Source organism: Rhizobium skierniewicense, assembly GCF_014196515.1.
In the GTDB taxonomy this organism is placed as follows: Bacteria; Pseudomonadota; Alphaproteobacteria; order Rhizobiales; family Rhizobiaceae; genus Agrobacterium; species Agrobacterium skierniewicense.
In genome coordinates this window covers 1-13,188 of the sequence record NZ_JACIDV010000013.1, presented here as the reverse complement: position 1 = coordinate 13,188, position 13,188 = coordinate 1, and the positions used below count along the sequence as shown (strand labels likewise).

The 13,188-nt window shown below is 55.3% G+C and carries 10 protein-coding genes; 6 read left to right on the top strand and 4 right to left on the bottom strand.

The genetic code is table 11. The annotated features are described in order from the left end of the window. Positions 1-136: 136 nt before the first annotated feature. Entirely contained in the window at positions 137-3,082 is a 2,946-nt protein-coding gene (locus GGQ73_RS18460; RefSeq protein WP_183897368.1) for an Rne/Rng family ribonuclease, read from the bottom strand. Positions 3,083-3,833: 751 nt separating this feature from the next. On the opposite strand from GGQ73_RS18460, the gene GGQ73_RS18455 reads away from it, so the two are divergent. The 4 genes from GGQ73_RS18455 to GGQ73_RS18440 all read left to right on the top strand — a co-directional run bounded on the left by GGQ73_RS18455 (position 3,834) and on the right by GGQ73_RS18440 (position 9,539). Further along, positions 3,834-5,000: an N-acetylmuramoyl-L-alanine amidase gene (locus tag GGQ73_RS18455; protein WP_234911030.1), complete on the top strand. Its 1,167-nt coding sequence runs from the start codon at positions 3,834-3,836 to the stop codon at positions 4,998-5,000. A 316-nt stretch (positions 5,001-5,316) separates the two neighbouring features. Next, positions 5,317-7,752, top strand: a complete 2,436-nt coding sequence (locus GGQ73_RS18450) for a penicillin-binding protein 1A (RefSeq protein WP_183897367.1) — start codon at positions 5,317-5,319, stop codon at positions 7,750-7,752. A 109-nt stretch (positions 7,753-7,861) separates the two neighbouring features. Beyond that, positions 7,862-8,993, top strand: a protein-coding gene (gene prfB / locus GGQ73_RS18445; protein ID WP_174153165.1) for a peptide chain release factor 2 whose coding sequence is annotated in 2 segments (ribosomal slippage) — positions 7,862-7,930 and positions 7,932-8,993 — 1,131 coding nt in all. Because the reading frame shifts where the segments join, the coding sequence is not laid out codon by codon here. 78 nt (positions 8,994-9,071) lie between these two features. After that, complete coding sequence (locus GGQ73_RS18440; RefSeq protein ID WP_183897366.1) at positions 9,072-9,539, top strand: cysteine hydrolase family protein; 468 nt, start codon at positions 9,072-9,074, stop codon at positions 9,537-9,539. On the opposite strand, the gene GGQ73_RS18435 is transcribed toward GGQ73_RS18440, so the two are convergent. Together GGQ73_RS18435 and GGQ73_RS18430 are read right to left on the bottom strand one after the other, a co-directional pair. Continuing rightward, a complete protein-coding gene (locus GGQ73_RS18435) occupies positions 9,536-10,033 on the bottom strand; it encodes a hypothetical protein (protein WP_183897365.1) in 498 nt (165 codons plus the stop codon). The genes GGQ73_RS18440 and GGQ73_RS18435 overlap by 4 nt on opposite strands. An 11-nt stretch (positions 10,034-10,044) precedes the next feature. Then, entirely contained in the window at positions 10,045-10,818 is a 774-nt protein-coding gene (locus GGQ73_RS18430) for an NAD kinase (protein WP_183897364.1), read from the bottom strand. Between the two features lie 210 nt (positions 10,819-11,028). Here GGQ73_RS18430 and GGQ73_RS18425 point away from each other — a divergent pair, with 210 nt between their 5' ends. Both GGQ73_RS18425 and GGQ73_RS18420 read left to right on the top strand, forming a co-directional pair. Beyond that, positions 11,029-11,940, top strand: a complete 912-nt coding sequence (locus GGQ73_RS18425) for a PhzF family phenazine biosynthesis protein (protein ID WP_183897363.1) — start codon at positions 11,029-11,031, stop codon at positions 11,938-11,940. A gap of 399 nt (positions 11,941-12,339) precedes the next feature. Next, positions 12,340-12,588 (top strand): hypothetical protein, encoded by a 249-nt coding sequence (locus GGQ73_RS18420; protein WP_174153170.1) that lies wholly within the window; start codon positions 12,340-12,342, stop codon positions 12,586-12,588. Between the two features lie 180 nt (positions 12,589-12,768). On the opposite strand, the gene GGQ73_RS18415 is transcribed toward GGQ73_RS18420, so the two are convergent. Then, a complete protein-coding gene (locus GGQ73_RS18415) occupies positions 12,769-12,954 on the bottom strand; it encodes a hypothetical protein (RefSeq protein ID WP_174153171.1) in 186 nt (61 codons plus the stop codon). Positions 12,955-13,188: the final 234 nt, after the last annotated feature.

The following is a 13,188-nucleotide window of genomic DNA, read 5'->3' as shown; positions in this document are numbered from 1 at the left end:
GTCAAATTGCAATCTCAGGGAGTGTATTCTAAAGCGTTCGTCAAGGCCTTTTACGCGCCTTGGCAATTGCTGAATAAAACGAAAGAGGCCCCGCCATGCGGAGCCTCGACGTGTTCTTCAGTGTTGACAACCCGGCTTAGAAGAAGCCGCGCCTCTGCCACCAACCACCCTTGCGAGGCTTGGAGGGATCGCTGTCTGCAGCATCGTTGGATCCAGATGCCGACGTGACCACAGGCTCGGAAGACGAGACGTTCTCGCCACGATTGGCACGAATGGGTTTGGTGCTTTCCACCGGTGTGTCAGTCGCCAGATCGGCAGATGCCTCTCCTGCTTCTTCGATAGCAGCTTCCGCGACCGGAACATCCACCACAACAGGCTCCACCGTCTCGACGGGAACAGGTGCGGGAGCAGCAGGCGGAGTTTCCACAACTGCTTCAGGCGCTGTTTCCTTGGCCTTGCGGGTCCGGCGTGGCTTCTTCGGCTTTTCCGTTTCTTCGATCGTCGGCGTTGGTGCTTCCGCCTTGACTGCTTCTACGACAGCGGGTTCTTCAACGCCCTCTATTGCAGCGGCAGCAGCGCCATCTTCGACAGCATCAGATGTCTCAGGCTCTGTGCCATCTTCATCGATGATGTTGCCGTTTTCGTCACGATTACGGCGTCCACCGCGTTTGCCACGGCGGCGACGCTTGCGCTTGCCATCGTCGGATGTCGCGCTGTCGCCTGTCTCCTGTGTCGAGGTGGAAGCCTCGTCATCATCAGACTCGTCTTCGGCATTATCGTCCTGATCGTCAGACGACGTATCGTCTTCCGAATCACCATTGGCTTCGGCACCGTTCTGGCCGCCATTCTTGCCCCGACGACGACGACGGCGCTTACGCTTGCGTTTGCCATCTTCGCCGGTGTCGGCCTGCGCGGGACGTGCATCGGCCTTCTCAGCCTTTACAACGATCTCTTCCTCGTCTTCATCTTCATCCGCTTCGATGATGATGTCGTCTTCCTCTTCCTCGAAGTCCGGAAGCATCTGTATGAGGCTTTCGATCTTGACCGGGTTTTCGACGGCTTCGCCGCGATCGATTGCGAAGTGCTGGGCACCCACGCTCTCATCGGCTGCTATGATGATCGCAACGCCGAAACGGGCTTCGTAATCGACAATCGTCGCACGCTTGTGGTTGAGCAGGTAGAGTGCCGTATCCGGGGTGCAGCGAACCGTGATGTTGTGCGTCGTGTTGCGCAGCAAATATTCTTCCACGCCGCGCAGAACATGCAGAGCGATGGATGATTCGGAGCGCACATGACCCGTGCCACCGCAATGCGAGCAGACCTGGGTCGTGGATTCCAGAACAGATGCGCGAATACGCTGACGCGACATTTCCAGAAGGCCGAAATGTGAGATGCGGCCGACCTGAATGCGGGCGCGGTCGTTCTTCAGGCAATCCTTGAGCTTTTTCTCGACGGAGCGGTTGTTGCGCTTTTCTTCCATGTCGATGAAGTCGACGACGACGAGGCCTGCAAGGTCGCGAAGACGCAACTGACGCGCCACTTCTTCGGCCGCTTCAAGGTTTGTCTGAACGGCGGTTTCCTCGATGGAGTGTTCGCGGGTCGAACGACCGGAGTTCACATCGATGGCAACCAGCGCTTCGGTCTGGTTGATGATGAGATAGCCGCCGGATTTCAAGGTCACTTGCGGCTGCAACATGCGGTCCAGCTGCGCCTCGATGCCAGAGCGCGCGAAGATCGGATGAATATCGCGGTAAGGCTGAACGACCTTGGCATGGCTCGGCATCAGCATCTTCATGAAGTCTTTCGCTTCACGATAGCCTTCTTCACCGGATACGATGATTTCGCTGATGTCCTTGTTGTAGAGATCGCGGATCGAGCGCTTGATCAGCGATCCTTCTTCATACACGAGGCACGGCGCGGTCGAGTTGAGCGTCAATGTGCGAACGTTTTCCCACAGACGCATCAGATACTCGAAGTCACGCTTGATTTCGACGCGAGTGCGGTTTGCACCGGCCGTACGAAGGATTACGCCCATGCCCTGCGGCACTTCCAGATCGCGCGCGATTTCCTTCAGACGCTTGCGGTCCGTCGGCTGGGTGATCTTGCGCGAAATACCACCACCACGCGCTGTGTTTGGCATCAAGACGGAGTACCGACCGGCCAGCGACAGATAGGTCGTCAGCGCAGCACCCTTGTTGCCGCGTTCTTCCTTGGCCACCTGCACCAGCAGAATCTGGCGGCGCTTGATAACTTCCTGAATGCGATATTGCTTGCGTGGCTTGCGCGACACGCGGTCTGGAACCTCTTCCATCGCGTCTTCGGCGCCAACAGATTCGATGACTTCCTTTTCGTGATGATCGTCATCGTCATCATCGTCGTCATTATCGCGACGGCCAAGACCCTCAACCTCTTCAGAGATCGTGTCTGTGTCCACCATGGCGGCCATTTCACCGCCCTTGCTGCCGTCATCCTCGGAGCTGTCATCCGAAGGGGCTGCATCGGCAGAAATGTCGTCCGCATCGGTCTTCTTTTTCGTGCGTGGACGACGCACTCGCTTCTTTGGCTTTTCGTCTTCGGCGGGTATCTCTTCCGCGACGGACTCGATGGCGTCAGTTTCGCTTACAGCTGGTTCCGCAGAGATTTCCGAGGTTTCAGGCGTTTCATCGGCGACGTCTGTTGCCGAGACAATACCGACGTCTGGCTGATCAGCCTGGGAAAGATCAACGCCCACGGATGACGCAGAGGAAGTCTCATTGGGAGCATCCGCAGGCTCAAAGTCGTCATTGCGGCGATGATCCTCTGCTTCCGCTCTTAGCAAAGCCTGACGATCGGCCAGCGGGATCTGGTAATAGTCCGGGTGAATTTCTGCGAAAGCCAGAAAGCCGTGACGATTGCCGCCGTAATCCACAAACGCAGCCTGAAGCGAAGGCTCCACGCGCGTGACTTTCGCCAGATAGATATTGCCGCGGATCTGTTTCTTGTGTTCCGACTCGAAATCGAATTCTTCAATTCGATTTCCACGAACGACTACAACGCGCGTCTCCTCTTCATGGGACGCGTCGATAAGCATTTTGTCTGCCATGTAAGCTGTGCTCCTCGGCGCAGCCCTGTCTTATACGAGAACAGGCCCGCCGCAGGGACAGGCCTTTCATCTAAGGTCGAGGGTGTGCCGGAAATGAAGTTTCCTGCCCGGCGTCTGTAAACTGGCAGCATCCGAACACATGGCAGAGCATGAAGCCTGCTCGTTGTATCCGGTTCATATGAAAGCTGCTGCAACGACATCATTGGCCAAGCGAGAACGACTTTAATAAATAGACCCCGAAGGATCCGATGAAAATGCTCTCCTCGAGCGTGCGGTGGCATGCCACCGGGTATTGTTCTGGCCACGACCAGAATTAATCCAGTTTCAGGATAAAAATGCAGCGACGGCAGATGATTGCCCGAATTTACAGCGCCAGCGTCTTTGTCGATTGGCAGCCGGCGGGCGTCTATCCCGTCAACACTTTTAACCCTCATTCACGTTGTATGGTCTATCCGTCACAATAGCAATAGGGTGGCTAAATATGCCATATCGTTGGTGGAATGTCTTAGTTAAGAATTCCTTCACCAACCGCTGCGATTGTTGCGCGCAAGCGCAAATGAGTCCATTCTATGGTAGAAAAACGGGGTTATTTGGTTTGTACGACGGCGATATCTGTCGAAATAACTGACATACGGAATTTACTTTGGCGACCATCAAAACCGGCATCAAAAGGGCAGTGTCCTCACGGACTGACGTCTGTATCGGGCGAATCGGCAGGCTGGTTGCTCTTGCAGCCCTAGGTCTTGTCTCCCTGTCAGCCCCCTCCAGTGCGCAATCGAACCCTCCCGCTCTCATCGTCAGTGCCGCGCGCATCATCGGAGACGAGGCGCGCACCCGTATTGTCATGGATTTCAACGAAGAGCCCGATTTCGACGTTCATTATCTGGATTCGCCTGCGCGCATCGTTGTGGATTTCCCAGCCGTCGGCTTTTCGTTTCCGACAAAGGACCTCGCGCCGACAGGTCTTTTCAGCGACATTCGTTTCGGCAGCATGGGCGAGGGCAGTGCACGGCTGGTGCTAACAGCGAAAAAGCCTGTGCAGGTGGCGATTGCCGAAGTGAAAGCCGAAGACGGCGGCAAGGTCTTTCGTTTCGTTCTCGATACCGAAATCGCCACGAAGCAGAAATTCGCACAACTTTTGAAGGATCAGAACTGGCAAGCGCTCGCACCTGCGACGACGGCATCCATTACGCCCGATGTCGCTCCAAAGTCTGACCGGCATTCTGATTTCGTGATTGCCGTTGATGCGGGCCACGGCGGGATCGATGCCGGTGCCAAAGGCGGGGTCAGTGGGACTGACGAGAAGGTGATCACGCTGACATTTGCCAAACAGCTCATGGAGCGTCTCAACAAAATTCCTGGCATCAAGGCATTTCTGACGCGGGATGACGATACGTTCCTGGCTCTGTCGGAGCGCGTAACGCTTGCGCGGCAGCAGAATGCCAACCTTTTCATCTCTGTTCATGCGGACACGCTGAAGCAAAAAGGCATTCGCGGCGCGACCGTCTACACGATTTCCGACCGGGCGTCCGACAGGATGGCGCAGGACCTTGCCGAGCGTGAAAACCTGTCCGACCAGATCGCCGGTGTTGCGGCCCAACACGAGCAGCCGGAAGTGGCGGATATTCTGCTCGACCTCACGCGCCGCGAAACGCAGGCATTTTCGGTCACATTGGCCGAAAACATCGTCCGCTCCTTCGAGGGACAGGTGGGCTTGATCAATAATCCGCATCGCTATGCGGGTTTTCAGGTGCTGCGCGCTCATGACGTGCCATCGGTTCTTTTGGAGCTGGGCTTTCTATCCAATCCGGACGACGAAAAGCTTCTATTGGACGAACAATGGCGTGCAAAGGTCGCCGAAACGCTAGCGACTGCTGTGACGCGGTATAGGGTACAGGCCCTGGCCAATGGTGGCTAATTCATACGACAAGACCAGACTGTGACATCTGAGCGACCCCAGCGCTAAAACACATCGATCGTATCGGTTCCGGCGCCGATAGTTAGGCTCAAGCCCTATTTTACTCACATTCAAGCCGTTACTCCACACTGGATTCGATTCCGATGTACTGGTCTTTTCATCTGCGAAGAAAAGCGGCTCGGGATAACATCTCTGAAAATGCCGCAACGGGCGCTTGTCATTGATGAAGCGGTGTGCAAAACGGCACGCTATATGCAAAGATGCGTTTATAACTGCGAGCGCAGCCAGTTACGATTCGAAGTATCGGTAGCCTAATATGATCAGACTTATTGGATATTTCTTCGGCTTGGCCAGCATGCTGTTCCTCGTGGCAGCTGGTGGTGTCGCCATCTATTTGGTGACCATCACGAAGGATCTTCCCGATTACGCGGTTCTGAGCAGCTACGAGCCGCCGGTCACGACGCGCATTCATGCTGGCAACGGCGCGTTGATGGCGGAATATGCGAAGCAACGGCGCCTGTTTTTGCCGATCCAGGCGGTTCCTGACCGCGTGAAAGCCGCTTTCCTTTCCGCTGAAGACAAGAACTTCTATCAGCACCCCGGTATCGACGTGACGGGCTTTGCGCGTGCGGCCGTCGCCTTTGCGACGGGTGGGCCGACTCAGGGCGGCTCTACGATCACCCAGCAGGTTGCGAAAAACTTTCTTCTGACCAATGAACAAACGATGGAGCGCAAGGCCAAGGAGGCAGTTCTTTCGTTCCGTATCGAGCAGGCCTATAGCAAGGACAAGATCCTCGAACTGTATCTCAACGAGATTTTCTTCGGCCTCAACTCCTATGGTATCGCCAGCGCGGCACTGACCTATTTCAATAAATCTGTCACAGAGCTGACAATTGCCGAAACGGCCTATCTGGCGGCCCTTCCAAAGGGGCCTGCGAATTATCATCCGCTGCGCCGCGAAAAGGCAGCGTTAGAGCGCCGTAACTGGGTCATCGACCGCATGGCGGAGAATGGCTACATCACGCAGGCCGATGCTGCCGATGCCAAGACACAGCCACTGGGCGTCAACATCCGCACCGGTGGAGCCCGTCTCGCCGCATCCGATTATTTCTCTGAGGAAGCGCGTCGACAGATCGTTGAAAAATATGGCGAAAAGGCATTGCTGGAAGGCGGCCTTTCCGTTCGCACATCCTTTGATCCCGACATCCAAATGGAAGCCCGCAAGGCGCTTCAGGATGGTCTGCTGGATTATGATGAGCGTCGTGGTTTTCACGGTCCCGTCGATCAGATCGATGCATCGGGGGACTGGGCTGCAGCACTATTGAAGCTGAGACCGCTGCGTGACGTGCCGGAATGGAAGATGGCCGTCGTCCTGTCTGCCACCTCTGACGGTGTGGATATCGGGCTTCGGCCTGATGGTGACACGGAAAATCCCGATCTGCGCAGCCGTGGCCGCATCAAGCCTGAAAACATGAAGTGGGCCTTCCGCGATGCCAAGGGCCAGCGCGCGACTGCCAAATCGCCTGCAACCGTGTTGAAGACCGGTGACGTGGTGTACGTCGAGCCGTTGTCTGACAAGGGTGATGACTACCGTCTGCGCCAGCCACCGAAGGTACAGGGTGGCATGGTGGTCATGGACCCGCATACCGGCCGTGTTCTGGCGATGGTCGGTGGCTTCTCGTATGGACAGTCCGAGTTCAATCGGGCGACGCAGGCCATGCGACAGCCGGGATCGTCCTTCAAGCCGTTCATTTATGCGGCCGCTCTGGATAATGGCTATACGCCCGCATCCGTGGTCATGGATGCGCCCATCGAGGTCGTATCCGGTGGCCAGGTGTGGCGACCTCAAAATTACGGCGGTGAATCTGCCGGTCCGTCCACACTGCGTCTTGGCATTGAAAAGTCGAGAAACCTCATGACTGTGCGTCTTGCTCAGGACATGGGCATGAATCTTGTGGCTGAATATGCCGAACGCTTCGGTATTTACGACAAGATGCCACCTTTGCTGGCCATGTCGCTCGGTTCCGGTGAAACGACAGTCATGCGCATGGTGTCTGCCTATTCCGTGATTGCAAATGGCGGCAAGCAGATCAATCCTACCGTGATCGACCGGATACAGGACCGTTACGGCAAAACGATTTTCCGTCATGAAGACCGTGGCTGCGAAGGCTGCAATGCCTCAAGCTGGCAGAATCAGGAAGAGCCGACCATTGTCGACAAGCGTGAGCAGGTTCTGGATCCCATGACCGCATATCAGACGACATCAATGCTTGAAGGTGTCGTGCAGCGCGGGACTGCCGCAGGAAAGATCAAGGTCGACCTTCCAGTCGCTGGCAAGACCGGAACGACAAACGACGAAAAAGACGCTTGGTTCGTGGGCTACACGCCTGATCTTGTTGCTGGTCTCTATATCGGTTTCGATAGCCCGGCACCGCTTGGCCGTGGCGGCACCGGTGGCTCTCTGGCAGCGCCGATCTTCGGCGAATTCATTGCGCAAGCGGTCAAGCATTTGCCGCAGAGCAAATTCATTGTGCCGAACGGCATGCAGTTCGTGGCCGTCAACCGCAAGACCGGTATGGCCGCTAATGAGGGCGAACCTGACACCATCATGGAGGCCTTCAAGCCAGGCACGGGTCCTGCCAGCAGCTTCTCCGTCATCGGTATGGAAGGCACCATGTCGCAGGAAGACATCCTGCGTGCCTCTCCGCAGGCGCAGCAGGCCATCACCGGCGGCGGTGGCGGCCTTTATTGATCCGACTTGGTTGAAAGGCGAGGGGCGCGGTCTTTACATCCGCGCCCCTCGCCTTTATTCAGCCATCCAGTTTTAATGCCAATTTCCATGAAAGCGAAGTATCTGCGAAATGCGCAATGAGATCGTGAACGTCGTCGACGAAATCAAGCAGGCCATAAGCCTGCTGAGGAGGCATCTTTGACTGGGACCAGGCGATAAGACGGCTGGACTGGTTGAACAACAAGGCAGAGGATCCGAACCTCTGGAATGACGCCACCGAGGCGCAGAAGCTGATGCGCGAGCGCCAGCAGCTGGACGAATCCATAAACGGCGTGAAACTGCTCGAGCAGCAGGTCAACGACAATATCGAGTTGATCGAGATGGGCGAGGCTGAAGGCGATGCTGACATCGTCAAGGAGGCCGAAGACGCGCTGAAGGTGCTCAGGAGCGAAGCGAACCGCCGTCAGGTCGAAGCGATGCTATCAGGCGAAGCCGATAGCAACGACACCTATGTCGAAGTGCATTCCGGCGCCGGTGGGACAGAAAGTCAGGACTGGGCGAACATGCTGTTACGCATGTATACCCGTTGGGCGGAACGCCAGGGGTTCAAGGTCGAGATTCTCGAAATTCACGATGGCGAAGAGGCGGGTATCAAATCCGCCACCATTCTGGTCAAGGGCCACAACGCCTTTGGCTGGATGAAGACGGAATCGGGCGTTCATCGTCTCGTTCGTATCTCGCCCTATGACAGCAACGCGCGCCGTCACACGTCGTTTTCCTCCATCTGGGTCTATCCTGTGGTCGATGATTCGATCCAGATCGACATCAATGAGAGTGACTGCCGCATCGATACATATCGCTCATCGGGTGCCGGCGGACAGCATGTCAACACGACGGATTCGGCCGTGCGCATCACGCATATTCCAAGCGGAATCGCAGTTGCCTGCCAGCAGGAGCGCTCCCAGCACAAGAACCGCGCCAAGGCGTGGGAAATGTTGCGCTCGCGTCTTTACGAGGCAGAACTGATGAAGCGAGAAGCTGCGGCGAACGCTCAGGCCGCGTCCAAGTCCGATATCGGCTGGGGTCACCAGATCCGCTCTTACGTGTTGCAGCCTTACCAACTGGTCAAGGATTTGCGCACCGGCGTTGAAAGCACGGCGCCGAGCAATGTGCTCGATGGTGAATTGAACGAATTCATGGAGGCGGCCCTTGCCCATCGCATCAGCGGCGGTGCGGATGTCGAGGTCGCCGATATCGACTGAACGGGTTGATCGATCACTGGTCAGTTTTCAGCCTCTCGCGATGAACGTTGCGAGGGGCTTTTTTAATCGGGGGTGAGCATGAAGCAGGTTCTTTATATCGTTGACGTCCAGCCAAGCTTTGATCCGCCCGCAGACTTCGTACAGGACATACGGAACCTTGCTCAGCAATTGCCAAGTGTGGCGAGCGTAGAGCGGCACAATGAAACTATAACGCCCTTCGAACGCCAGCTCGGCTGGGCTCCTGGAGCATTGGATGATTCTCTGGTTGAGGCAGATCGTATCTTTATCAAGCACGGTTATGCGCCACCGGCGGAAGCCGTTGACTATCTCCTGTCTTTGGACGTGGATCGCGTGTTGGTGTGCGGCATTCAGGCGGATACATGTGTCCTGGCTGCGGGGTTCAGCTTCTTCGATGCCGGACTGCATCCGACGCTTCTTCCATGGCTCACCATCGGCTCCAGTCTCGACAGATCAGGTGCACTGGGCGCAAGGCTATGGAAGCACCATTTTGGTGCGGTTCTGAACAATCCAGAGGACGTGTTTTAATTGGAGGCTTTCTCGATCTTCATATCACCGAGTTCGTCGATCAGCACGGTCCACGCGTCCGCATCTTTTTGAGCAGGATCGGTCTTCAGATGGACAGTAACGAACAGGCCAGGAACGTCAGATGCGCCGGTAGAGCTCTCGGGTCTGATATCGGTGACATAGGCTTTCATCTGCGTAAATTCTTCAAGCTCGACGGTTTCAACAAGGTTCGGACCATTGGCCGTATGAGCAATCTGCTGAAGATAGATTTTCGCCGTGCCATCGTACTGGCGCATGGCGATGACCTTGTAATATCCGCGCACAGGCTCGCCAGTTGGCTTGGTTTCAGCAGGCGCGTCACCCGGTTTGACATCCGGTGGAGCTGTTTTTTCCCACATGCCGCTGCTGGTCACGAAGATGGTAGAAGCGGGCAGGGCGCTGATATCGGCCGTCTGCGCTGATGCAAAGGTCAGGCTTGCGGCAAGAAAAGTCGTCGTGAGAAATGTTTTGATCATCTTGGTTTTCATCAATTAGTGAATTGTTCTGCAAGCACTCTGTCAGACCACGAGCGATCCGGGTCCGACAGGATTTTTGCGGTTCTATCCTGAGATTGGGCAATGCGAACAGATTGCACCGATTTGACCTCAATATGGTCAGCCACCGCATTGACGGGGCGTTTTTCGCCCTCCAAGACGTGGACTTCGACGGTTACCTTGTTTGGCAGAAGGGCTCCACGCCAACGTCGCGGGCGAAATGCACTGACCGGTGTCAGCGCCAGAAGTGGTGATTCCAGAGGCAGAATCGGACCATGAGCGGAGAAGTTATAAGCGGTGGATCCGGCAGGCGTGGCGACCATCATGCCATCGCAAACCAGTTCCTCCAGCCGAGTTTTGCCATCAACGTCCACCCTCAACTTTGCAGCTTGGTGTGATTGACGAAACAGGCTGACCTCGTTCATGGCCAGCGCCGAAAATTCGTTCCCATTGGCATCGATTGTCGTCATTCGCAGGGGATGGAAATCGTTGCCGGTCGCGACTGCAATGCGATCTTGCAAACCTTCCAAGCGGTAGTCGTTCATCAGAAAGCCGATCGAGCCCCGGTTCATGCCGTAGATACGCTTGCCGGAGTTCATCGTTTCGTTCAACACCTGCAACATGAAGCCATCACCACCAAGGGCAACGATCACGTCAGCGTCGTCGAAGGTGGCGTTGCCATAGTGCTCTACGAGTTCATCCCGCGCTGATTGCGCATGGTCTGTGGTCGACGCCAGGAAACACAACTTCTGACTTGAACGCGACATGCCGTCACCCCTGTTACCGGCCTTTGGTACATGAAGATACGGTGCGAGGACAAGCGCTTTAAAATTGCCGCGTGTTGGCAGCCAACCCACGTGCCGCTTGCCATGACCAGAGTCCACAGCTTCTTATCCCTGCATCATCAAGTGGGGTTGCGGATGCGGGTGAGGTCGGGCAGTTTGCAGAGAGGGACACGGTTGTGGAAGGTGTGGGGCGTGGCGATAAGTTACAGGATCTACGATGTTTTCACACGCGATAAACTGGCGGGCAACCCACTGGCCGTGATGTTCAGTGACGGCGGCTTGAACGATGTTGCCATGCAGTCCATCGCCCGCGAGATGAATCTATCGGAAACTGTCTTCGTCGAGCAATCAGCAAACCCGGCCTATGCCGCGTCTCTGCGGATTTTTACACCCGCTCAGGAATTGCCGTTCGCCGGTCATCCAACTGTCGGTGCCGCCATCGCCATTGCCGAGCAAAATCATCCTGAAGACGATACGGATATGGTGGCGGTGCTGCAGGAGAAGGTCGGACCTGTGCGCTGCGCCATCCGTGTTCGACGGGGTGAACCGAGTTTTGCCGAATTCGATTTGCCCAGAAAATCGTCCCGCGTGACGTTGCCGCTGGATATCGCACAGCTTGCGGATGCCATCAGCCTTGCGGAATCTCAGATCGGTTTTGAAAACCACGTACCTTCGCTTTGGACCGCCGGGGTGCCTTTTGTCATGATACCTCTGCTCAATCTCGCTGCAATGGAAGAGGTTGATTTCGATCCGACCTTGTGGATGAAACTGGCACCTCTTGTCGAGGGGCGCCTGGCATCGGCCTATCTTTATTGTCGTGGGGGTATCAATCACGCCGCTAAGTTTCACACGCGTATGTTTTCGCCGAGCATGGGCATCTCGGAAGATCCTGCAACAGGTTCTGCTGCTGCTGCATTCTCAGGCGCAATTCACCATTTCGATGATCTTGCGGATGGGCATTACCCGATCCTGATTGAGCAAGGTGTCGAAATGGGCCGACCCTCACATATTCACCTGACGATGGATGTGAAGGCAAAAGAGATTTCGCGGGCGCGTATTGGTGGTCACGCCGTGCGTGTCGCAACGGGTATCTTTGATATCTAACGTTTTTATCAAAAAGCTAAGCGTCGCTTCTTTGCCGGGGTCACGAGCCTGTGACAACGTTGTTAACACCTTTCGGTCGAAAATATTAACCTTTGCGCTTTGCGCGAGGAACTAAACTGCTGCCCTTCCGTTTATTCACGCGAAGGAGACGTGACATGAAGTCGCAAAACAGTTCCGATACCCGTCGCACTTTAGAGGCCGCCAATTGTACATCGGCCTCACAATACAAACCTCTGATCGTCCCACTCAGAGGAACCTACGTAGCGATGATATTCCGTCGCTCGCTTAAAAATAGACTTGAAATGGCAAAAAGCTAGTTCGAAAAGTATTGAAAAGTACAGAATAAAACAGCCAGGTATTTGAAATTAAATTCCAATCAATCAACGAAGGGAGAATGACATGAAGACAGCTCTCATCATTACGGCCCTCATTGGCCTTTCTGCTCAAACCGCATTCGCCGACAGCATCGTCCGCCAGAACATCAATTCCACGATCCCTGTGGACCGAGAATTCAAAACAGCCAGCATCACACCACCAACAGATGCTGCTCAAAAACCGGCTGTCATTCTGAAAAAGACGAACCGCCTTCCCGGTCTGACGGAAACAGCGACTGCCTCACCCCAATCAGCTCTGGCACGTATGCAATAAAGACACCATGGAAAATCTCATTTCAGAAAATCCCGTGCGCCGAACAGCTCACGGGATTTTTTCGTTGATGGTCTTGCCACATCAAGGAATGAAGAAAACAAGCGAGACATTAGCGCGCACCATAATTTGGAACGACAAGCTGTAAGTCCCTCCGTCTCCAAACGCAGATCGTCAGAACGGTCAGCTATCAAGTCGCAGCGATAGTTGGCGCCCACCGTTTTTCTTCAAGATATAGAGCGGCTTCACTGTAATAACCTCAGTGCGGCGCTGCAATTCGCGCCGACGTTCCAATGCACGTTCGCGAAGACTGCGCGACTGGGCCACAAGCGATAAAGCGTTTTCAATGGTTTTGTCTGCTGTTGTCATTGCTACAACTCCATTTGTTCGCTTTATGTTCTTTCATTTGATTCGTTTTGTCAAGTGTCTCGAAGCAGTGGGGTTTTAAGGAAACGATTTTTGATCTGGGGAAATCGACGTGTTCGGGGGGGGGGGGGGGGGGGGGCGACAAATTTTAGCCGGGTAGTGACCCAAAAACCCTTGCAAGGACCCAGGAAAAAAAAACGGCGCAAAAACCGCCGTTTTTTTTTGGCGGTCGGGCAG